We start from the raw sequence: 22239 nt of genomic DNA, 5'->3' as shown, positions 1-22239 counted from the left end.
AAGAACAATGAGCAAGTTCCACAGCCTGAAAATCAAGGAAGTGCGCGCGGAAACCCGCGACGCCGTGTCCATCGCCTTCGACGTCCCGGCGGACCTGGCCGACAGCTTCCGCTTCGAGCACGGCCAGCACCTGGTCATGCGCACCCAGCTCGACGGCGAGGAAGTGCGCCGCTCCTATTCCATCTGCAGCGGCGTCAATGACGGCGAACTGCGCGTGGCGATCAAGCGCGTGCCGGGCGGGCGTTTCTCCGCCTACGCCAACGAAGCATTGAAGGTCGGCGCCAGCCTGGAAGTCATGCCGCCAGCCGGCCATTTCAACATCCAGCTCGACCCGGCGCGCCATGGCAACTACCTGGCGGTCGCCGCCGGCAGCGGCATCACGCCGATCCTGTCGATCGTCAAGACCACCCTGGAGACCGAGCCGAACAGCCGCGTCACCCTGCTCTACGGCAACCGTTCCAGCAACGCCGCGATGTTCCGCGAGCAGCTCGAAGACCTGAAGAACCGCCACCTGCAGCGCCTCAACCTGATCTTCGTGTTCAGCCGCGAACAACAGGACGTGGACCTCTACAACGGCCGCATCGACGCCGACAAGTGCGGCCAGCTGTTCAGCCGCTGGCTCGACGTGAAGAGCCTGGACGCCGCCTTCATCTGCGGCCCGCAGGCGATGACCGAGACCGTGCGCGACCAGCTCAAAGGCAACGGCATGCCGGCCGAGCGCATTCACTTCGAGCTGTTCGCCGCCGCCGGCAGCGAGAGCAAGCGCGAGGCCCGCCAGGCCGCCGCCGCGATCGACAGCGCGAAGAGCCAGATCACCGTGATCAGCGATGGCCGCGAGCTGTCCTTCGAGCTGGCCCGCAACACCGTCAGCGTGCTCGACGCCGGCAACGAACACGGCGCCGAGCTGCCCTACTCCTGCAAGGCCGGCGTGTGCTCGACCTGCAAGTGCAAGGTGGTATCCGGCGAGGTGGAGATGGACAGCAACTTTGCCCTGGAGGACTACGAAGTGGCGGCCGGCTACGTACTGAGCTGCCAGGCGTACCCGATCAGCGACAGCGTGGTGCTGGATTTCGACCAGCTCTGAGTCGTAGCTGCGGACTCAACCAGTAGGAGCGCCCCATGGGCGCGATCGCGGGCATAGCCCGCTCCTACAGGGAGCGCCGTGCTCCAAATGTTCCAGCGCCAGCGGCCCACAAGGCTCCTGGCGAACCTTATCCGGCGGCCCAGTCCCGCCACCTCACAAGCACCGCCGTCGCCCACCCGGCGCGGCGGTCACCGGCAGCAGCCGGCACCCTTGCGTAGCGATCCGGAGGAAGACAACCATGGCCCAAGAGCCAATCCTGCAAAGTTTCATCGGCGGCCGCTGGGTCGGCCAGCATGGCGCCCAGGCGCTGCGTAGCGCGCTCAACGGCCAGACCGTCGCGCGCACCCACGAAGAGGCGCTGGACTTCGGGCAAGCCGTCGCCCACGCCCGCGAGCAGGGCCTGAAAGAACTGATGTCCATGGACTTCCAGCAGCGCGCCCAGCGCCTGAAGGCCCTGGCGCTGTACCTGACCGAGCGCAAGGAACAGCTCTACGAGATTTCCCGCCACAGCGGCGCCACCCGCGCCGACAGCTGGATCGACATCGAAGGCGGCGCCGGCACCCTGTTCGCCTACGCGGGCGTCGGCGGTCGCGAGCTGCCCTCGGGCAACGTCGTCCACGAAGGCCCGGCGATCCCGCTGGGCAAGACCGGCAAGTTCGCCGGCAGCCACATCCTGGTGCCGCGCGGCGGCATCGCCGTGCACATCAACGCCTTCAACTTCCCCATCTGGGGGATGCTGGAAAAGTTCGCGCCGAGCTTCCTCGCCGGCATGCCGTGCATCGTCAAGCCGGCCACCGCCACCAGCTACATCACCGAGGCCGCCGTGCGCGTGATGCATGAGTCCGGCCTGCTGCCGGCCGGCAGCCTGCAGCTGATCATCGGCGGCACCGGCGACCTGCTGGACCGTCTGCAGGGCCAGGATGTGGTGACCTTCACCGGCTCCGCTGACACCGCCGCCAAGCTGCGCGTGAACCCCAACCTGATCCGCAATTCGGTGCCGTTCAATGCAGAGGCCGACTCGCTGAACTGCGCCATCCTCGCCCCGGACGTCACCCCGGACGACGAAGAGTTCGACCTCTTCGTCAAGGAAGTGGCCCGCGAGATGACCGCCAAGGCCGGGCAGAAATGCACCGCCATCCGCCGCGCAATCGTTCCCGCCAGGCACATCGACGCCGTGGCCGAGCGCCTGCGTGAGCGCCTGGCCAAGGTCGTGGTCGGTGACCCGTCGGTGGAAGGCGTGAAGATGGGCGCCCTGGCCTCCCACGCCCAGCAGTCCGACGTTGCCGAGCGCGTCGAAGCAATGCTGAAGTCCAGCGAGCTGGTCTTCGGCGCAAAAGATGGCTTCGCCCCGCGCGGCGACGGCGTCAGCGAAGGCGCGTTCTTCGCCCCGACCCTGCTGCGCAGCCGCGATCCGCATGCTGAAGGCGGCGCCCACGACATCGAGGCCTTCGGCCCGGTGAGCACCCTGATGGCCTACGACGACATCGACGAAGCCATCGCCCTTGCCGCCCGCGGCAAGGGCAGCCTGGTGGCGAGCCTGATCACCCGTGATCCGCAGGTAGCGGCGAAAGTCGTTCCGGCCATGGGCGCACTGCACGGCCGCCTGCACATCCTCGACCGCGAGTCCGCCGCCGAATCCACCGGGCACGGCTCCCCGCTGCCGGTGCTCAAGCACGGCGGCCCGGGTCGCGCCGGTGGCGGTGAAGAACTGGGCGGCCTGCGCGCGGTGAAGCACTACTTGCAGCGCACTGCCGTTCAGGGCTCGCCGACCATGCTGATGGCCGTCACCGGCGAATACGTGCGTGGCGCCAAGGTCTACGAGACCGAAGTGCACCCGTTCCGCCGCTACTTCGACGATCTGAAGATCGGCGAGTCGCTGCTGACCCACCGCCGCACCGTCACCGAGGCCGACCTGGTCAACTTCGGCTGCCTGTCCGGCGACCACTTCTACATGCACTTCGACGAACTGGCAGCGAAGGATTCGCAGTTCGGCAAGCGCATCGCCCACGGCTACTTCGTGCTCTCGGCGGCGGCCGGCCTGTTCGTCTCCCCCGGCGTCGGTCCGGTGCTGGCCAACTACGGCCTGGACACCCTGCGCTTCATCAACCCGGTGGGCATCGGCGACACCATCCAGGCCCGCCTGACCTGCAAGCGCAAGATCGACCAGGGCAAGAAGAGCCCCAAGGGCGAACCGCAGGGCGTGGTGGCCTGGGACGTGGAAGTCACCAACCAGCTCGGCGAACTGGTGGCCAGCTACGACATCCTTACCCTGGTGCTCAAGCGCGCGTGATGCGCTGAGCGTAGAGACTCCGGTGTCATCTTCGACCGGCCTTCTGGCCGGTTTTTTCATGCCTGTGAAAAATGAAATCCGGAAGCGGCCTGCGTGCAGTGCGAATCGCGAGCAAGGGCGCAGGGCGGATACCGCTGGCGCGTCATGGGCCCGACAGACCAACGATCCGCGCGGACGTCTTTGCGCATTTCTGATATCGCCCAACCCCGCGCCCTTCGTACCTTCTCCCTGCCCGCCGCACCTGACGGCGGGCGCGTGCAACCCACAAAACAACAAGAAGGGCCGCCCCATGACTCCACGCATCCAGCCGTCGGCAACCGCCGACGCCCTCCCTTGCCCGCTGCGCTCCGGCGCGCGCGGCTGACTGCCGTTCACTCCTCATCACTTACAGGCAAGGGACAACCACCATGCTCAAACAAGGCGTACTCCGCTGGCCCCAGATCGCCGGGCTCGGCATTTCACTGGTCATCGCCGGGCAGTTCTCCGGCTGGAACTACGGCCTGGCCAGCAGCGGCTGGGCCAACATGCTCGTCGCCACCCTGCTGATGGCCGTGCTCTGCGGCGGCCTGGCGCTGTGCGTGTGCGAACTGTCCACCGCGCGGCCCCATGCCGGCGGCGTGTTCGCCTACGCGCAGCTGGCCTTCGGGCCTTTCGTCGGCTACCTGGTTGGCGCGGCCTGTGCGCTGGCGCTGACCATCGGCACCGGCGCGGCCGCCAACTTCCTCGCCGCCTACATGGAGTCGGTGTTCGGCTTCGGCGGCTGGCCGGTGCGCATCGGCCTGTTCGCGGTAATCATCGGCATTCACATCGTCGGCGTCGGCGAGGCCCTCGGGCTGACCCTGCTGGCCGGCGCCGTGGCGGCCATCGCGCTGCTGGCCTTCGGCGGCGCCATGCTGCCCCACGTGCACTGGGAAAACCTGCTGGCCACTACCGGCAGCCCGCTGCCCAACGCCAGCAGCGCACTGCCGGGCGTGAGCGTCGCTGGCGTTTTCGCCTGCGTGCCCTTCGCCATCTGGATGTTCATCTGCCTGGAGCAGGTCGCCTCCGCCGCCGAGGAAGCCGCCGAGCCGGGCCGCAGCATGCCGCGCGGGATCATCGCCGCCGTCGCTACCCTGCTGCTGACCGCCCTGACCGTGGTGATCAGCGCGCCGGGCGCAGCCGGTGTGGAAGTGGTCGGCAATGCGGGCGACCCGCTGTACGCCGCCATGACCCACGGCGGGCTCTACGGCGAGCGTGACTGGCTGCCGCTGCTGGTCGGCTCCGGTGCCGTGTGCGGCCTGCTGGCGACCTTCTTCTCGGTGGTGTTCTCCGCCTCCCGCCAGCTGTTCGCCCTGGCCCGTGACGGTTTCTTCCCCGCCGCCCTGGCCCGCACCAACCGCCGTGGCGCGCCCTACGTCGCCCTGCTGGTGCTGACCGTGATCGGCCTGCCGCTCACCCTGGTGCCGCCGGAAAAACTCCTGCTGTGCATCGTCCTGCTGCTGGGCAGCTGCCACCTGGTGCTGTTCGCCGCCTACCTGCGCCTGCACCGCACCCAGCCCGGCCTGGTGCGCCCGTTCCGCCTGCGCGGCGGCCCGCTCGTAGCCAGCGTCGGCATGCTGCTGACGCTGGTGGTGATCGCCGCCTGCTTCCAGCTCGAAGTGGCGATGCTCAGCGCCCTGGCCCTGGTGGTCGCCGCCCTCATCCTCAACTACCTGCTGCGCGCCGCATCCCGCGCCGGCAAGCCCCTGGAGAATGCCGAGAATGTCTGAACCCACCCTGCTGCAACGCCGCCACCAGGTCATGGGCGATGCCTCGCCGCTGTTCTACGACGAGCCGCTGGAGCTGGTGAAAGGCGACGGCGTCTGGCTCATCGACGCCGCCGGCAAGCGCTACCTGGACTGTTACAACAACGTGCCCTGCGTCGGCCATTGCCACCCCAGGGTGGTGGCGGCCATGGCCGAACAGGCGGCGATGCTGAACATCCACACCCGTTACCTCAACGAGCGCGTGGTGCGCTACGCCGAGAGCCTCACCGCGACCTTCGCAGAGCCCCTCGACAGCCTGATGTTCACCTGCACCGGCAGCGAGGCCAACGAGCTGGCCCTGCGCATCGCGCGCTTCGCCACCGGCAACAAGGGCGTGATCGTCAGCGACTACAACTACCACGGCAACACCACCAGCCTGGCGGCAGTGACCACCGCGCTGCCCAGCTCCGAGCCGTTCTCCGCCCACGCGCGGGCGGTGCCGATCCCCTGCCTCTACCATGCCGACGGCACGCCCGAGCAAATCGCCGAGCGTTACGTGGCCAAGGTCGCCGAAGCCATCACCGAGCTGCAGGCAGCCGGCGTAGGCCTGGCGGCCATGCTGATCGACACCCTGTTCGCCAACGAAGGCATCCCCCGTCTCCCGGCCGGCTACCTGGAGCGCGTGGCGAAGCTGGTGCGCGATGCCGGCGGCCTGCTGATCACCGACGAGGTGCAATCGGGCTTCGCCCGCACTGGCGACCACATGTGGGGCCACCAGTCACACCCGCTGGTGCCAGACATCGTCACCCTCGGCAAACCCATGGGCAACGGCTTCCCCCTGGCGGGCGTGGTAACCACCCGCGAGCGCGTCGAGACCTTCGGCCGCAGCAATATGTACTTCAACACCTTCGGCGGCTCGCCGGTGGCGGCGGCCGTCGGCCAGGCGGTGCTGGACGTGATCGCCGAGCAGGACCTGCAAGGCAACGCCCGGCGCCAGGGTGCCAAGCTCAGCGCCGAACTGCACCGCCTCGCCGAGCGCCACTCGATCATCGGTGACGTTCGCGGCCAGGGCCTGTTCTTCGCCGTGGAACTGGTGCGCGACCGTGCCAGCCGCGAGCCGGCCGGCCTCGAAGCGCGGCGCATCGTCAACAGCATGCGCCAGCGCGGCGTGCTGATCAGCAAGATCGGCGGCGACGACAACATCCTCAAGATCCGCCCGCCACTGGTGTTCGAGGCCGAGCACGGCGAGCTGTTCATCGACACCCTGGACCAGGTCCTGAGCGAACTCTGAGGAGCCACCATGAACGACTTTTCCAAGGCTGGTTTCGCAGAGCTTGATCACGACCAGCAGATCGCCTGCCTGCGCGACCTGGCGCTGGACGCGCTGCGCCACTGGGACGGCGATTTCGTCGGCCTGGAGTTGCTCAAGTACCGCGAGAACGCAGTGTTCTGCGCCACCCGCAGCGACGGCACCCGCAGTGCCCTGCGCGTGCACCGCGGCGGCTACCACAGCGAAGCGGCGCTGCGCTCGGAGCTGACCTGGATGGAGCAACTGGCCGCCGGCGGCATCGGCGTGCCGAGCATCATCCGCACCCGCAGCGGCGAGCACCTGGCCGAGGTGCGCAGCACCGCGCTGGAAGAATCGCGCTTCGTCGACATGCTCGGCTGGCTGTCCGGCAGCACCCTGGGCTCCGCCGAGCAGGGCCTGAGCGCCGATGGCGATATCGAGGCGCTGTTCCACCAGGCCGGCGCCGTGGCCGCGCGTATCCACCTGAATTCGGCCCAGTGGCGCCAGCCCAACGAATTCACCCGGCACGCCTGGGACGAGGAAGGCCTTGTCGGTGCCAACCCGTTCTGGGGGCGTTTCTGGGATCTGGACCTGCTCAGCACCGAGCAGCGCGAACTGCTCCAGCGGGCACGCCAGGAAGCCCGCCTGGACCTGCGCCGCTACGGCCGCAGCCTGGGCAACTTCGGCATGATCCACGCGGACCTGGTGCCGGAGAACCTGCTGCTCGAAGGTGGCGAGCTGCAGCTGATCGACTTCGACGATGCCGGCTTCGGCTGGCACATGTTCGAGCTGGCCACCGCGCTGTACTTCTGCCTGGACGACCCGCGCCTGGCGCAGATCCAGGCGGCGCTGCTGGCCGGCTACGACTCGGTCAAGCCACTGTCCGAAGACGACCGCGCCGCGCTGCCGCTGTTCCTCGCCCTGCGCGGCACCACCTACCTGGGCTGGGTGCACACCCGACGCAACAGCGAAACCGCGCGGGAACTGGCGCCCATGCTGATCGAGCGCGCCTGTACACTGGCCGCCGCCTACCTCGCCGGCCGCTGAAACTGGCAGAGCGCCGCAACACCCTGGCGCGCAGGCACAAGCCTGCCCGCCAGCACTGACCGATACTCGGCGCACAACCGAGGTGACCCGCAATGACCGGCATCGCCCGCCACCAGGCAACCGACTCCGATGAACTGGCCTGCGCCCTCGCCGGCTGGAGCCAGGACTACACCCAGCTCGGCCACGGCCGCCTGCAGGCGGAGCTGCTGCATGTGCAGTTGCCCGACGCCTCGCTGATCTACGAACACTCCAACCTGCACCTGCACGAGAACATGGCGCCGCCCGCCGGCCACCTGGTGATCGGCATCCCGCTGCGCGCCAGTGCCGATTCGCGCTTCAACGGCCAGGCCCTGCACGACGATACCCTGCTGGTGCTCGAAGGCGGCCGCGAGCTGGAAATCTGCGCCGCCGGGGAAATCCACATGCTCGGCCTGACCTTCAGCCAGCCACAGCTGGAACGTCTGCTCGGCGCCGAGGAACGTGAGCTGTTCGAGCGCGCGCTGCAGCAGCGGCGCCTGGAGCTTTCCCCTACCGGCGCCGGCGACCTGCGCCGCAGCCTGTGCGACGCCCTCGCCGCCTTCGAAGGCGAGCCGTGGCGGGTGGACGACCCGCAACAGGCCGGGCACGCAGTCGCCCTGGTGCTCAGCCATGTGCTGCAGGCGCTGGAAGAAATCCTCCCCGGCAATGACCGCGAAGGCGCGCCGCGCTCACTGCAGCAGCATCGCCGCCTGGTGCTGGCGGCCATCGAACGTATGCAGGCCGACCTCTCCGAACCGCTGTCGCTGCTGGAACTGAGCCAGAGCCTGAACACCAGCCAGCGCACCCTGCAGTACTGCTTCCGGCAGATCTGCCAGAGCACACCGCAGCAGTTCTTCCTCAGCCTGCGCCTGGCCGAGGCGCGCCGCCGGCTCAAGCAGGAGCCGCAGCAGAGCATCACCCACCTGGCGCTGGACCTGGGGTTTGCCAGTTCCAGCCATTTCTCGGCTCTCTACAAACGCCTTTACGCCGAGCAACCGTCGGTAATTTCCCGCGCACGCTGAAGTCCGAGCCGCGTGTGGGAGCGGGCCATGCCCGCGATCGCGCGCATGGCGCGCTCCTACAGGGGACCGCGCGAGCCAAAAAAGCCCAGCGTCCATCTGGCAACCACACCCAATCACTTGGCAGACAGGAGCAACGGCACAGGGCCAGCCCTTACTTAGCATCGGCAGAAGTCACATCCCCTCAATCGACAATAACGAAACGGATGCCTTCACCATGACCCACGCCGCCGTGCTGCGCCCCACCCTGCTCGCCCTGCTCATCGCCGGGGCCAGTTCCGCCAGCGCCTACGAGCTGTACGCGACCGACGACACGCACCTGAACGCCGACCTCTCGGCGACCTTCGGGCTGTTCCACAGCCAGGAGCGCTACAACATGACCGGCACCCTGGACGAGGGCTCGTCGTCCTGGCAGGAAGGCTTCATCAAGTACGGCCTGAGCGGCGACCAGAAGCTGGGGGGCGCGGGCACCGCCTACGGCGCCTTCAACCTGCTCAGCTCCGGCACCTGGGGCGACGGCGACGCCGCCGGCTTCAGCGATGGCTCCGAGCGCACCACCAAGATCGAGGACGCCTACGCCGGCTGGCGCTCGGCCGGGCTGTTCCCGGTGCTGGGCGAGGATGGCATCGACCTGTCCTTCGGTCGCCAGAACATCGTGGTCGGCGATGGCTTCCTGATCGACGGCGACGCCCTGAACATGGGCAAGGGCCTGGCCGACGGCGAATACAACCGTGGCGGCGGCTACTACCTGGCGGCGCGCCGCGACTTCGACGAAACCGCCGTGCTGCGCATAGGCGGCAAGGAAGGCTGGCGCGGCGACCTGATGCGCCTGAAGTCGGACAACCGCGCCCAGGCCAACTCCGAGCTGTATGTCGCCACCCTCGAACACGTCGCCCCGGAAGCCACCTTCGGCCTGACCTACATCGACGTCACCGACGTGGACGAGCGCTACGCCTCGCCCATCCAGCTCGACCGCAAGGACATGAAGACCTACAGCCTGCGCGGCACCGGCAATGCCGGCGTGGAGAACCTGTTCCTCTCCGGTGAATACGCCTGGCAGGACAAGCGCGACGCCCAGTACACCGACGACACTGCGAACGCCTGGTACCTGGAGGCCGGCTGGACCTTCTCCGATGTCACCTGGAAGCCCTATGTCAGCTACCGCTTCAGCCGCTTCTCCGAAGGCTACGACACCCTCTTCTACGGCTTCAGCCGTGGCTTCGGCACCTGGTTCCAGGGCGAGGTGGCGGGCAACTACTCCGGCCCGTTCAACAACAACACGCGCGTACACAACGTCGGCGCCAGGGTCACCCCGCTGGAGAATCTCTCCATCGGCGCGCAGTACTTCGACTTCCACACCCTGGACACCGACCTGGGCAACACCGACGGTCGCGAACTGGACCTCTACGCCGAGTGGGCGATCAACGAGCACCTGGTGATCATCCCGCTGGTGGGCCTGTACCAGCCGAAGAAGAGCGCAGCCGAAGGCGGCACCCAGATCGGCAACGACAACAGCAACCTCTACAGCCAGTTGCTGTTCTCCACCACGTTCTGATCCAGGGATTCGAAGCATAAGGAAAGCCCGCCATGCCCAGCCTCCTGACGTCCATCCAGGGCCGCATCACCTGGCTGGCGGGCCTCTGCCTGATCCTCGTCGCCAGCGTCCTGATCGGCCTCTCGCTGTACCAGGCGCGGCAGGACAGCCGCACCATCCAGCACGACAGCGGCGAGCTGTTCGCCGTTGCCGCGCGGCACAACCTGGAAACCCAGGGCCAGGTGCAAGCCCTGCTGATCCGCGAGCGCCTGCAGAACAACCTGCTGCTCGGTGAAGGCCTGTTGCGCACCGTGCAGAGCCTGCGTGCGCAACAGCACCAGGGCGTCCTCGACCCCGCCGCGCTGCGCACCGCCCTCAATCATTCGATGGCCGATACCCTCGGCGCACACCCGGAGCTGCTCGGCCTGTTCCTGGTGTTCCAGCCCGATGCGCTGGACGCCGCCGACAGCCAGTTCGCCGCCCGCGAAGACCTGGGCAGCAACGAGACCGGCCGCTTCGCCCTCTACCTGCTGCAGAACGGCGGGCAAACCCAGCGGGTGATCGGCACCGAGCAGGTTCTTGGCGATACCACGCCCGGCCCCAGCGGCCAGCCCTACAACGCCTTCTTCACCTGCTCCACCGGGCACGCCCGCCCCTGCGTGCTCGACCCGTATTTCGACGATGCCTCCGGCCAGCGCCGGCTGGTCACCAGCGTCACCCTGCCACTGCTGGAGAACGGCAAGGCCATCGCTGCCGTGGGCTTCGACATCGACCTGGCGGCGCTGCAGCAAAGCAGCGCGGAAGGCAGCCGCAGCCTGTTCGACGGCCAGGGCCGCATTCGCATCCTCAGCCCCAACGGCCTGATCGCTGGCGACAGCGGCGACGCCTCGAAGCTGGGGCAGAAGTTCGCAGACAAAACCGTGCTCGCCGAAATCGTCGCCGGGCGCTCGCAGTCCTTTGATGACGGTGCATCCATCAGCGTGCTGCACAGCCTCGCGCCGGTGTCGGACGCCGCGCCCTGGGGCATCCTGCTCAGCGTGCCGCGCGCGGTGATGCTCGCCCCGGCGGAACGCCTCAAGGGCACGCTGGATGACCTGCGCTGGAAAAGCACCGCGCTGGAAACCGGCGTAGGCATCGCCGCCGGGCTGCTCGGCATGCTGCTGGTGGCGCTCACCGCGCTCGGCATCAGCCGGCCGATCCTGCGCCTGGCACGGATGCTGGAAGATATCGCCGACGGCGAAGGCGACCTCACCCGCCGCCTCGATTACCCGCGCCGCGACGAACTGGGCCGGCTGGCCACCGCCTTCAACCGCTTCCTCGACAAGTTGCAGCCGAGCATCGCCGCCGTGCAGTCGGCGACCCGCGAGGCGCACTCCACCGCCGACCGCTCGGCGCAGATCGCCCGGCAGACCAGCGACGGCATGCAGCAACAGTTCCGCGAGATCGACATGGTCGCCACGGCGCTCCAGGAAATGTCCGCCACCGCCCAGGATTCCGCCCGCAGCGCCGCCCGCGCCGCCGAAGCCGCGCGCACCGCGGAGCAGGCCTGCGACGATGGCTTCCGCACCCTGGACGCCACCAACTGCGGTATCGACCTGCTGGCCGCGGGGATGAACCAGGCGATGGCCGAGTTGCAGCAGCTGGCGGCGAGCAACGAGCAGATCGGCTCGATCCTCGAAGTCATCTGCGGCATCGCCGCGCAGACCAACCTGCTCGCCCTCAACGCCGCCATCGAAGCGGCGCGCGCGGGCGACGCCGGGCGCGGTTTTGCCGTGGTCGCGGACGAAGTACGCGGGCTGGCCCGGCGCACCCAGGAATCGGTGGAAGAGATTCGCGAAGTGATCGAGAACCTGCAGGCGCGCGGCCAGTCAGTGACCAGCGCCATGCAGGGCAGCTTTGCCCAGGCGCAGGGCAACGTCGATCAGGCGCGCCAGGCCATCGACGCCCTGCGCCGGATCGGCGAGGCGGTGAATCTGATCAGCGAAATGAACCTGCAGATCGCCAGCGCGGCGGAGGAACAGAGCAGCGTCGCCGAGGAGATCAACCGCAACATCGCCGGCATCCGGGACGTCACCCAGACCATTTCCGATCACGCGCAGCAGGCCGCCAGCGCCAGTCGCTCACTGAACGACCTGGCCAGCCGGCAGCAGGGACTGGTGGAGCAGTTCCGCGCCTGAGTCAGACCTTGCTGCACATCGGGGTCTGGCGCAGGTACTTGACGGTGTGCTGCTCGCCCTTGGAGTCCAGGTAGACCATGGTGGCCTGGCTGACTTCGCAGCGTTCGTTGGGTTGCGAGATGCTCAGTACCTTGGCCACGTCGAGCGGCATGCCGTAGTGGTACACGGCAGCATCGTCGGCGAAAGCGCTGAAGCACAGCAGCAAGGCGGGGATGGCGAAGAGTGCGCTAAGGGTGGATTTCATGGCAGGAACCTCAGGGATCACGCGGGTCGCGTCGATCGTGGCCCACAGCCATAAATCTAGCCGAGCGGGCGCTCGGGACACAGCGCGACTTCGACAATGAATTTCTGCAGATTGCGCAACAATGACGACTCCCGAGCCGGCCTGCCGTGTGATTGTCACGCTTGCTGTTGGCTGATTGGCAGCATTCGAACCCTCGAAGCGTTTGCGGCCAGCGCGTTCTCCCGCAAGAATGAACGCCATTGATCGGATCGGGAGGCGCCATGAGGCGCGTGGCCATGCTGCTGTTCCCCGGCGTGCAGGCGCTGGATGTTTCCGGCCCGCTGGACGTGTTCGCCGAGGCCAATGCCTTCGTCCCTGCCGGCCAGGGCTACCAGGTGCTGACCCTCGCCGCTCCGCCCTTCCCTTTGCGCGCTTCCAACGGCCAACTGCTGGGTGCCGACTTCAGTCTCGATCAAGGTCACGGCGCCGCCGACATCCTGCTGGTGCCAGGCGGGCCGCAATTGCCGGAAGAATCGCCTGCACCCGAGTTGCTCGACTGGCTGCGTGCCGCTTGCGCGCTGGCGCCGCGCTACGGTTCGATCTGCACCGGCGCATTTCTGCTCGGCCATGCCGGGCTGCTCGACGGCAAGCACGTGACGACCCACTGGAGCGATGCGCGGCGGCTGGCCGAGCTGTTCCCGCTGGCGTTGGTCGAGCCCGATCGGATTCACGTGCGCGATGGCGCACTGGTGACCTCGGCAGGCGTGACTGCCGGCATCGACCTGGCGCTGGCCCTGGTCGCCGAGGACCATGGCGCGGCGGTGGCGCTGTCGGTGGCCAAGCGGCTGCTGGTGGTGGCGCAGCGTCAGGGCGGGCAGTCGCAATTCAGCCCCTTCCTGCAGGCGCCGGCCGATGAAGGCTCGCCGGTGGCGCGCATCCAGCGCTACGTGCAGGAAAACCTCGACCAGCCGCTGGGTGTGCCGCAACTGGCCGCCGAGGTGACGATGAGCCCGCGCAGCTTCGCCCGCGTATTCGTCCGCGAGGCGGGCGTGACACCGGCCGAGTTCGTCCAGCGCGCCCGCATCGACGCCGCTCGCGGGTTGCTGGAAGGCAGCGATCTGGCGCTGAAAGTGATCGCCTGGCGCTGCGGCTTCGGCAGCGCGGCGCGCATGCGCCTGGTGTTCGCCCAGCGCCTGGGCGTCACGCCGACGCAGTATCGCGAGCAGTTCCGCCGCGAGGGTTGATCCTCCACGCCAAAGTGTCCGGCGTGCCTCGTCGTAGGATGGCGTGGAGCGCAGCGATACCCATCAATTCGACGCACGATCAGCATGGGTATCGCTGCGCTCCACCCATCCTACCCATGCGCTCACTGATCGCTCCTGCGCGGGCTCAGATCGGCGGCGCCGAGCGCAGCATCACCGACTTCAGCGCGAAGGCCGACTTGATCCCCGCCACGCCGGGAATCTGCGTCAGCGTATTGGTGAGGAACAGCTGATAGGCCGACAGGTCTTTCACTACTACCCGCAGCATGTAGTCGGCGTCGCCGGTCATCTGGAAGCAGCTCATCACCTGCGGCGCCTGGACGATGCGTTCTTCGAACCGGGCGAGGTAGTCGCCGGTCTGTTTTTCCAGGGACACCGAGACGAACACGCTCATGCCGCCGGACAGGCGCTCTTCGTCGAGGCGCGCGAAGTAGCCCTGGATGTAGTGCTCCTCCTCCAGGCGGCGCACCCGGCGCAGGGTCGGGGTCAGCGACAGGCCGATGTTCTGCGCCAGATCGCGCCAGGACAGGCGGCCATCGTCGGCCAGGGCGCGGAGGATTTTCAGGTCGGTGCGGTCCAGATCAGCCATTTTTCCTCAGTACTACAGAAGGTTGTTTTTATAGTTCAAACACACTAATACCGAAGCTTATAGCTAGTCAATTTGGAGCAAAAAACCAACCGGTCACACCTATACTGAAACCACAACTACAACAACCGAGGACCTCACCATGAGTGATGTCACCCCCCGCCACGCGACCCCGCGCGGCACCCGCACCGTAGCCCTACCCGGCCGGGTGCGCCCGCCAGGCATGGCCTCTTCCGTCTGCTGATCCACACCCACGATCACAACTGGAGACCGACCATGACCGACTACGCTCCGCTCCGCCTGCACGTCCCCGAGCCCACCGGACGCCCGGGCTGCAAGACCGACTTCTCCTACCTGCACCTGTCGCCCGCCGGCGAGGTGCGCAAGCCCGACATCGACGTGGAACCCGCGCAGACCACCGACCTGGCCTTCAGCCTGGTGCGCGTGCTCGACGAGAGCGGCAACGCCGTCGGCCCCTGGGCTCCGGACCTGAGCCACGAGCAACTGCTGCGCGGCATGCGCCTGATGCTCAAGACGCGCATCTTCGACGCGCGCATGCTCACCGCCCAGCGCCAGAAGAAGATGTCCTTCTACATGCAGTGCCTGGGTGAAGAGGCTATCGCCACCGCCCACACCATGGCCCTGCGCGACGGTGACATGACCTTCCCGACCTACCGTCAGCAAGGCATCCTGATCACCCGCGACTACCCGCTCAAGGACATGATCTGCCAGCTGCTCTCCAACGAGCAGGACCCGCTCAAGGGCCGCCAGCTGCCGATCATGTACTCCAGCCGCGAGAAGGGTTTCTTCTCCATCTCCGGCAACCTCGCCACCCAGTTCATCCAGGCCGTCGGCTGGGGCATGGCCTCGGCGATCAAGGGCGACACCAAGATCTCGTCCGCCTGGATCGGCGACGGCGCCACCGCCGAATCCGACTTCCACACCGCCCTCACCTTCGCCCACGTCTACCGCGCGCCGGTGATCCTCAACGTGGTCAACAACCAGTGGGCGATCTCCACCTTCCAGGCCATCGCCGGCGGTGAAGGCACCACCTTCGCCAACCGTGGCGTGGGCTGCGGCATCGCCTCGCTGCGGGTGGACGGCAACGACTTCCTCGCCGTCTACGCCGCCTCGCAATGGGCCGCCGAGCGCGCCCGCCGTGGCCATGGCCCGAGCCTGATCGAGTGGGTCACTTATCGCGCGGGCCCGCACTCCACGTCGGACGATCCATCCAAGTACCGCCCCGCCGACGACTGGACCAACTTCCCGCTGGGCGATCCCATCGCCCGCCTCAAGCAGCACCTGATCGGCCTCGGCATCTGGTCCGAGGAGCAGCAGGAAGCGCTGAAGAAGGAACTGGAAGCCGAAGTGATCGCCGCGCAGAAGGAAGCCGAACGCCACGGCTCGCTGGTGGACGGCCATGTGTTCAGCGCCGCCAACCTGTTCGACGACGTCTACAAGGACCTGCCGGAACACCTGCGCCGGCAGCGCCAGGAGCTCGGGGTATGAATGCCATGAACCAGCAACACGAGAACGCCCAGGCGGTCACCAGCATGACCATGATCCAGGCGCTGCGCTCGGCCATGGACGTGATGCTCGAACGCGACGACAACGTCGTGGTGTTCGGCCAGGACGTCGGCTACTTCGGCGGCGTGTTCCGTTGCACCGAAGGCCTGCAGAAGAAGTACGGCACCTCGCGGGTGTTCGACGCGCCGATCTCCGAGAGCGGCATCATCGGCGCCGCGGTCGGCATGGGCGCCTACGGCCTGCGCCCGGTGGTGGAAATCCAGTTCGCCGACTATGTCTACCCGGCCACCGACCAGTTGGTCTCGGAAGCCGCGCGCATCCGCTACCGCTCGGTCAACGACTTCACCGTCCCCATGGTGGTGCGCATGCCCTGCGGTGGCGGCATCTACGGCGGGCAGACCCACAGCCAGAGCCCGGAGGCGATGTTCACCCAGGTCTGCGGCCTGCGCACCGTCATGCCGTCCAACCCGTACGACGCCAAGGGCCTGCTGATCGCCTGCATCGAGAACGACGACCCGGTGATCTTCCTCGAACCCAAGCGCCTGTATAACGGCCCGTTCGACGGCCACCACGACCGCCCGGTGACGCCCTGGTCCAAGCACCCGGCCAGCCAGGTGCCGGAGGGTTACTACAGCGTGCCGCTGGACAAGGCGGCCATCGCCCGCCCCGGCTCCGAACTGACCGTGCTGACCTACGGCACCACCGTCTACGTGGCCCAGACCGCCGCCGAGGAAACCGGCATCGATGCCGAGATCATCGACCTGCGCAGCCTCTGGCCACTGGACCTGGACACCATCGTCGAGTCGGTGAAGAAGACCGGCCGCTGCGTCATCGTCCACGAGGCCACCCGCACCTGTGGCTACGGCGCCGAGTTGATGTCGCTGGTCCAGGAAAACTGCTTCCACCACCTCGAAGCCCCCATTGCGCGCGTGACCGGCTGGGACACTCCCTACCCGCACGCCCAGGAATGGGACTACTTCCCGGGGCCCGCGCGCGTCGGCGCGGCCTTCAAGCGCGCCATGGAGGTCTGAATGGGCACTCACGTCATCAAGATGCCGGACATCGGCGAAGGTATCGCCGAGGTCGAGCTGGTGGAGTGGCATGTCCAGGTCGGCGACGAGGTCCATGAGGACCAGCTGCTGGCGGAAGTCATGACCGACAAGGCCACCGTGGAAATCCCCTCGCCGGTGGCCGGCAAGATCATCGCCCTGGGCGGCGTGCCCGGCCAGGTGATGGCCGTGGGCGGCGAGCTGATCCGCCTGGAAGTGGAAGGCCACGGCAACCACCGTGAAGCCGCACAACCCAAGGCCCACGAAGAAGCGCCGGCCAAGCCGGAAGCCAAGCCGGCTCCCGCGGCCGAGGCACCCAAGCCGGCACCGCGCGTCGAGAGCAAGCCTGTCGCCCCGGCTGCGCGCCCTGCTCCATCGCCGGCCCCGCGCCGCGCACCGGGCGAGAAGCCGCTGGCCTCGCCGGCAGTGCGCCAGCGTGCCCGCGATCTGGGCGTGGAGCTGCAGTTCGTCCAGGGCAGCGGCCCGGCCGGGCGCATCCTGCGCGAAGACCTGGAGCACTTCCTGGAGCACGGCGGCGCGACCATCGCCTCCGGCTATGCCGCGCGCCACGACGAACACCAGATCCCGGTGATCGGCCTGCGCCGCAAGATCGCGCAGAAGATGGCCGAGGCCAAACGGCGCATCCCGCACTTCAGCTATGTCGAGGAAATCGACGTCACTGACCTCGAAGCGCTGCGCGTGCACCTCAATGCCAAGCACGCGGCGGCACGCGGCAAACTGACCCTGCTGCCGTTCATTGCCCGCGCCATGGTCGTCGCTCTGCGCGACTTCCCGCAACTCAACGCGCGCTATGACGACGAAGCCGACGTGATCACCCGCTACGGCGCGGTGCATCTGGGCGTCGCGACCCAGAGCGACAACGGGCTGATGGTGCCGGTGCTGCGCAACTCCGAATCCCGCGACCTGTGGGGCAATGCCGCGGAAGTGGCACGCCTGGCCGAAGCCGCGCGCCATGGCAAGGCCAGCCGCGAGGAGCTCTCCGGCTCGACCATCACCCTGAGCAGCCTCGGCGCACTGGGCGGCATCGTCAGCACGCCGGTGATCAACTACCCGGAAGTGGCCATCGTCGGCGTCAACCGCATGGTCGAGCGGCCCATGGTGGTCAACGGTCAGGTGGTCGTGCGCAAGATGATGAACCTGTCCTCGTCCTTCGATCACCGGGTGGTCGACGGCATGGACGCGGCGGCCTTCATCCAGGCCGTACGCGCCCTGCTCGAACATCCCGCCACCCTGTTCATCGATTGACGGAAGCCGCTGACATGAAACAGAACCAGACTCTCGAAACCACCCTGCTGGTGATCGGTGGCGGCCCCGGCGGCTACGTCGCGGCGATCCGCGCCGGCCAGCTGGGCATCCGCACCGTGCTGGTGGAAGGCGCCGCCCTGGGCGGCACTTGCCTGAACATCGGCTGCATCCCGTCCAAGGCGCTGATCCACGCCGCCGAGGAGTACCTCAAGGCCCGCGAGTTCGCCGGCAAGTCGCCGCTGGGCATCAGCGTGCAGGCGCCGAGCATCGATATCCAGCGCACCGTGGAATGGAAGGACGGCATCGTCGACCGCCTGACCACCGGCGTCGCCGCGCTGCTGAAGAAGCACGGCGTCACCGTGGTCAGCGGCTGGGCGAAGATCGTCGACGGCAAGACCGTCGAGGTCGACCTTGCCGAAGGCGGCACCCAGCACATCCACACCGAGCACCTGCTGCTGGCGGCCGGTTCGAAATCCGTGGAACTGCCCTTCCTGCCGGTGGGTGGCAATGTCATCTCCTCCACCGAAGCACTGGCGCCGAAGACACTGCCCAAGCGCCTGGCGGTGGTGGGCGGCGGCTACATCGGCCTGGAACTGGGCATCGCGTACCGCAAGCTCGGCGTGGAAGTCACGGTGGTGGAAGCGCAGCCGCGCATCCTGCCAACCTATGACGAGGAACTGACCAGGCCGGTGACCCATTCCCTGCGCAAGCTGGGCATCGAGCTGTACCTGGGCCACAGCGTGATGGGCCTGGAGCCGGACGGCAAAGGCCTGCGCGTGCAGGACGGCGCCGGTTCCCAGCGGGTGATCGAGACCGACCAGGTGCTGGTCGCCGTCGGCCGCCACCCCAACACCGCCGGCTGGAACCTCGACACCCTGCGCCTGGACATGAACGGCCGCGCCGTGCAGATCGACGAGCAGTGCCGCACCTCCATGCGCGATGTCTGGGCCATCGGCGACATCGCCGGCGAGCCCATGCTGGCGCACCGCGCCATGGCCCAGGGCGAAATGGTCGCGGAAATCATCGCCGGCAAGCGCCGCGCCTTCACCCCCACGGCGATCCCGGCGGTGTGCTTCACCGACCCGGAAGTGGTGGTGGTCGGGCTGTCGCCGGAACAGGCCCAGGCCGCCGGCTATGAGGTGTTGACCGCGAGCTTCCCGTTCGCCGCCAACGGCCGCGCCATGACCCTGGAATCCAGCGACGGCTTCGTCCGCGTCGTGGCCCGCAAAGACAACCACCTGATCCTCGGCTGGCAGGCCGTGGGCAAGGCGGTCTCGGAGCTGTCCACGGCCTTCGTGCAGTCGCTGGAAATGGCCGCCTGCCTGGAAGACATCGCCGGCACCATCCACGCCCACCCGACCCTCGGTGAAGCGGTGCAGGAAGCTGCGCTGCGCGCGCTGGGGCATGCCTTGCACGTCTGAAGCCGCCGCTCTCCAATTCTCCAGGCTTCCCCCTCCGACCCGCCGATTGGCGGGTCTTTTTTTGCCGGGAGGGCTTTTCTTTCGTAGGGCGCATAACCCGGAACGGCATATCCGCCGTTGACCAGGCGGCGGATAACGCTGCGCGTTATGCGCCCTACGTCGAACGCTCATGCAGGAACGGGCCATGCCCGCGAACGGCGGACAACTTCCGCCCCTACGCTCCGTGGTCGATCACCGCACAGATTGTCGTTCTGCTTCCGCCGCCACTCATGCGCATCTCACGAGAGATCGACGCCATTGAGGCCAATTAAACGGCTTCAACCCGTCAGATCGCTACAAAACCCCCCACTCTATCGCCACATTGACCAAATTAACTATTTGGTACATTTTGCTCCTACAGGCCATTCCCCACTCGGCCATACAAAAACAACGGAGCCACCCCTCATGCCCCATACCCTGCTCGTGCTCAACGGGCCGAACCTGAACCTGCTCGGCACTCGCGAGCCCGCCACCTACGGCCACAAGACCCTCGACGACATCGCTGCCCTCTGCCAGCGCACCGGCGCCGAGCACGGCCTGGAAATCGAGTTCCGCCAGACCAACCACGAAGGCCAGCTGATCGACTGGATCCACCAGGCGCGCGGCCGCTGCTCCGGGATCCTGATCAACCCCGCCGCCTGGACACACACCTCGGTAGCCATCCGCGATGCGCTCGCCGCCGTGGAGCTGCCGGTGGTCGAAGTGCACCTGTCCAACGTGCACAAGCGCGAGGAGTTCCGCCATCACTCGTTCGTCTCCGCCATCGCCGTGGGCGTCATCGCTGGCCTGGGCAGCGACGGCTACCGCGCCGGCATCCAGCACTTCGCCAAGTTGCTGAAGGGGTGAGCGCCATGACCGAATACCGCACCGTGCTGGCCGGCCTGATCGGCGCCGGCATCCAGGCGTCGCGCACACCCGCCCTGCACGAGCGCGAGGGCGACGCGCAGGGATTGCGCTACCTCTACCGGCTGATCGACCTGGACGCCCTCGGCGTCGATGCCGGCGCCCTGCCCGACCTGCTCGCCGCCGCCGAGCGCATGGGCTACACCGGGCTGAACATCACCTTCCCCTGCAAGCAGGCAGTGATCCCGCTGCTGCACGAGCTGTCCGACGAGGCGCGCGGCATCGGCGCGGTGAATACCGTGGTGCTCCGCGATGGCAGGCGCATCGGTCACAACACCGATTGCCTGGGCTTTGCCGAGGGATTCCGGCGCAACCTCAGCGACGCACCGCGCGAACGCGTGGTGCAACTGGGCGCTGGCGGCGCAGGCGCTGCAGTGGCCCATGCACTGCTCAGCGAAGGCGTGCAGCAACTGACGATCTTCGAAGTGGATTCGGCCCGCGCCCAGGCGCTGGTGGACAATCTCAACGCACATTTCGGCGGCCAGCGCGCGCGGGTCGGTCACGACCTGGCCGGCGCCGTCAGCGAGGCGGACGGGCTGGTCAACACCACGCCGGTGGGCATGGCCAAGCTGCCCGGCGCGCCGCTGCCGCTGGAGCTGCTGCACGCGGGCCTGTGGGTGGCGGAGATCATCTACTTCCCGCTGGAGACCGAGCTGCTCCGGCATGCCCGCAGCCTCGGCTGCCGCACGCTGGATGGCGGCAACATGGCGGTGTTCCAGGCAGTGAAGGCGTTCGAGCTGTTCAGTGGCGTCGAAGCGGACAGCGAGCGGATGCTGGCGCATTTCAGCGCGATGTAATCGGGCCATGGCGCGGTACCCGCGATGGGTATCGCTTCGCTCCACGCCATCCTACGCAGGTGTACGCCGGCAATAATGGGCAGTGCCCCAACCTGTAGGAGCGGGCCATGCCCGCGATCCGCCGGCAGGGCCGGCGCTGGATTGGCACAAAGTTACCGGGTGAATCGCCACGCGCCGGATGCAGTCGCGGGCATGGCCCGCTCTTACAGTTTCAGCCCTGCCTAGGGCCGCACGTAGCGCAACACCGCCTCGATGATCATGTCCTTGTGCCGCGCCTTGATCGCCGGGTCTTCCAGCTCGACCTGGAACAGCGACCCCACCGTATGACGGTTGGACACCCGATAGAAACAGAACCCACTGATCAGCATGTGCACGTCGATGGCCTGCAGGCCGGCGCGGAATGCACCACTGGCCGCGCCGCGCTGGAGGATGTCCTCGATGGTGCGCAGGATGTTGCTGTTCATCGAGCGGATCGCCTCGGAGCCGGAGGCGAACTGGCCGTAGTGGATGTTCTCGATGCTGACGATACGCACGAAATCGACGTTGCGGTCATGGTGGTCGAAGGTGAAATCCACCAGCCGGCGCATGGCCTCCAGCGGTTCCAGCTCGGCCAGGTGCAGCGACTGCTCGGTACCGCGGATGTCACCGTAGAGCTTCTCCAGCACCGCCTGGTAGAGCTGCTCCTTGCTGCCGAAGTAGTAATAGATCATCCGCTTCGAGGTGTTCATGCGCTCGGCGATGGCATCCACCCGCGCGCCGGAGAGCCCCTGCTGGACGAACTCGACGATGGCCGCCTGGAGGATGTCCTCGCGGGTCTTCTCCGGGTTGTTCTTGCGACCCCGGCGGGCGGTTTCGGCGGGAATCGGCTGGGTGGCGCTGTCGGTCATGGCTCTGCATCGTCAGGCAGGCGCCAGGGGCGCCTGCTGTGGTGAAGGGGTGCGCGGATTATGCGCGCCCCCGCACCCTTCAGGCAAAGCGCGGCGGC

The 22239-nt window shown here is 67.5% G+C and carries 18 protein-coding genes and 1 pseudogene; 16 read left to right on the top strand and 3 right to left on the bottom strand.

Annotated features, from left to right (window positions below):
* Positions 1-7 precede the first annotated feature (7 nt).
* From paaE to IB261_RS14395, 9 genes and pseudogenes are all read left to right on the top strand, one after another.
* Positions 8-1084, top strand: a complete 1077-nt coding sequence (gene paaE / locus IB261_RS14435) for a 1,2-phenylacetyl-CoA epoxidase subunit PaaE (protein WP_192382369.1) — start codon at positions 8-10, stop codon at positions 1082-1084.
* A 238-nt stretch (positions 1085-1322) separates the two neighbouring features.
* Positions 1323-3374: a phenylacetic acid degradation bifunctional protein PaaZ gene (gene paaZ, locus IB261_RS14430; RefSeq protein WP_192382368.1), complete on the top strand. Its 2052-nt coding sequence runs from the start codon at positions 1323-1325 to the stop codon at positions 3372-3374.
* Positions 3375-3781: 407 nt separating this feature from the next.
* Entirely contained in the window at positions 3782-5122 is a 1341-nt protein-coding gene (locus tag IB261_RS14425) for an amino acid permease (RefSeq protein WP_192382366.1), read from the top strand.
* The gene (locus tag IB261_RS14420; protein WP_192382364.1) at positions 5115-6389 is read left to right on the top strand and encodes an aspartate aminotransferase family protein; all 1275 of its coding nucleotides are present in this window, start codon (positions 5115-5117) and stop codon (positions 6387-6389) included. The genes IB261_RS14425 and IB261_RS14420 overlap by 8 nt, the downstream gene beginning before the upstream one ends.
* 9 nt (positions 6390-6398) lie before the next feature.
* On the top strand, positions 6399-7433 hold the full coding sequence (locus IB261_RS14415) for a phosphotransferase enzyme family protein (RefSeq protein WP_192382362.1): 1035 nt from the start codon (positions 6399-6401) through the stop codon (positions 7431-7433).
* A gap of 92 nt (positions 7434-7525) precedes the next feature.
* Positions 7526-8473 carry a helix-turn-helix domain-containing protein gene (locus tag IB261_RS14410; RefSeq protein WP_192382360.1) on the top strand — a complete coding sequence of 316 codons (948 nt, stop codon included), beginning with the start codon at positions 7526-7528 and terminating at the stop codon, positions 8471-8473.
* 214 nt (positions 8474-8687) lie between these two features.
* Positions 8688-10025, top strand: a complete 1338-nt coding sequence (locus tag IB261_RS14405; RefSeq protein WP_192382359.1) for an alginate export family protein — start codon at positions 8688-8690, stop codon at positions 10023-10025.
* 32 nt (positions 10026-10057) lie between these two features.
* Positions 10058-11275, top strand: a pseudogene (locus tag IB261_RS14400) (cache domain-containing protein); the annotation flags it as partial.
* Positions 11276-11425: 150 nt separating this feature from the next.
* Positions 11426-12181: a methyl-accepting chemotaxis protein gene (locus IB261_RS14395; RefSeq protein WP_412548392.1), complete on the top strand. Its 756-nt coding sequence runs from the start codon at positions 11426-11428 to the stop codon at positions 12179-12181.
* 1 nt (position 12182) lies between these two features.
* Here the strand turns inward: IB261_RS14395 and IB261_RS14390 are convergent, their stop codons facing one another.
* Positions 12183-12425, bottom strand: a complete 243-nt coding sequence (locus IB261_RS14390; RefSeq protein WP_192382355.1) for a DUF2790 domain-containing protein — start codon at positions 12423-12425, stop codon at positions 12183-12185.
* Between the two features lie 260 nt (positions 12426-12685).
* On the opposite strand from IB261_RS14390, the gene IB261_RS14385 reads away from it, so the two are divergent.
* The gene (locus tag IB261_RS14385) at positions 12686-13648 is read left to right on the top strand and encodes a GlxA family transcriptional regulator (protein WP_192382353.1); all 963 of its coding nucleotides are present in this window, start codon (positions 12686-12688) and stop codon (positions 13646-13648) included.
* 145 nt (positions 13649-13793) lie between these two features.
* On the opposite strand, the gene IB261_RS14380 is transcribed toward IB261_RS14385, so the two are convergent.
* The gene (locus IB261_RS14380) at positions 13794-14255 is read right to left on the bottom strand and encodes an Lrp/AsnC family transcriptional regulator (protein ID WP_024762520.1); all 462 of its coding nucleotides are present in this window, start codon (positions 14253-14255) and stop codon (positions 13794-13796) included.
* A gap of 273 nt (positions 14256-14528) precedes the next feature.
* Here IB261_RS14380 and IB261_RS14375 point away from each other — a divergent pair, with 273 nt between their 5' ends.
* The 6 genes from IB261_RS14375 (at position 14529) to IB261_RS14350 (ending at position 21254) form a co-directional block, all read left to right on the top strand.
* Complete coding sequence (locus tag IB261_RS14375) at positions 14529-15761, top strand: 3-methyl-2-oxobutanoate dehydrogenase (2-methylpropanoyl-transferring) subunit alpha (protein ID WP_081519780.1); 1233 nt, start codon at positions 14529-14531, stop codon at positions 15759-15761.
* Positions 15758-16810 (top strand): alpha-ketoacid dehydrogenase subunit beta, encoded by a 1053-nt coding sequence (locus IB261_RS14370; protein ID WP_081519779.1) that lies wholly within the window; start codon positions 15758-15760, stop codon positions 16808-16810. The genes IB261_RS14375 and IB261_RS14370 overlap by 4 nt, the downstream gene beginning before the upstream one ends.
* A complete protein-coding gene (locus IB261_RS14365) occupies positions 16811-18094 on the top strand; it encodes a dihydrolipoamide acetyltransferase family protein (RefSeq protein ID WP_081519778.1) in 1284 nt (427 codons plus the stop codon).
* Positions 18095-18108: 14 nt separating this feature from the next.
* Positions 18109-19515: a dihydrolipoyl dehydrogenase gene (lpdA, locus tag IB261_RS14360; protein WP_192223360.1), complete on the top strand. Its 1407-nt coding sequence runs from the start codon at positions 18109-18111 to the stop codon at positions 19513-19515.
* Positions 19516-19959: 444 nt separating this feature from the next.
* Positions 19960-20400: a type II 3-dehydroquinate dehydratase gene (gene aroQ / locus IB261_RS14355; RefSeq protein ID WP_192382351.1), complete on the top strand. Its 441-nt coding sequence runs from the start codon at positions 19960-19962 to the stop codon at positions 20398-20400.
* 5 nt (positions 20401-20405) lie between these two features.
* Positions 20406-21254, top strand: a complete 849-nt coding sequence (locus IB261_RS14350; RefSeq protein ID WP_151187000.1) for a shikimate dehydrogenase — start codon at positions 20406-20408, stop codon at positions 21252-21254.
* Positions 21255-21475: 221 nt separating this feature from the next.
* Here the strand turns inward: IB261_RS14350 and IB261_RS14345 are convergent, their stop codons facing one another.
* Complete coding sequence (locus tag IB261_RS14345; RefSeq protein WP_081519774.1) at positions 21476-22141, bottom strand: TetR/AcrR family transcriptional regulator; 666 nt, start codon at positions 22139-22141, stop codon at positions 21476-21478.
* Between the last annotated feature and the right edge of the window lie 98 nt (positions 22142-22239).

It is taken from the genome of Pseudomonas sp. PDM20, from assembly GCF_014852575.3.
Classification (GTDB): Bacteria; Pseudomonadota; Gammaproteobacteria; order Pseudomonadales; family Pseudomonadaceae; genus Pseudomonas.
This window is presented reverse-complemented; position numbering and strand designations above follow the sequence as displayed.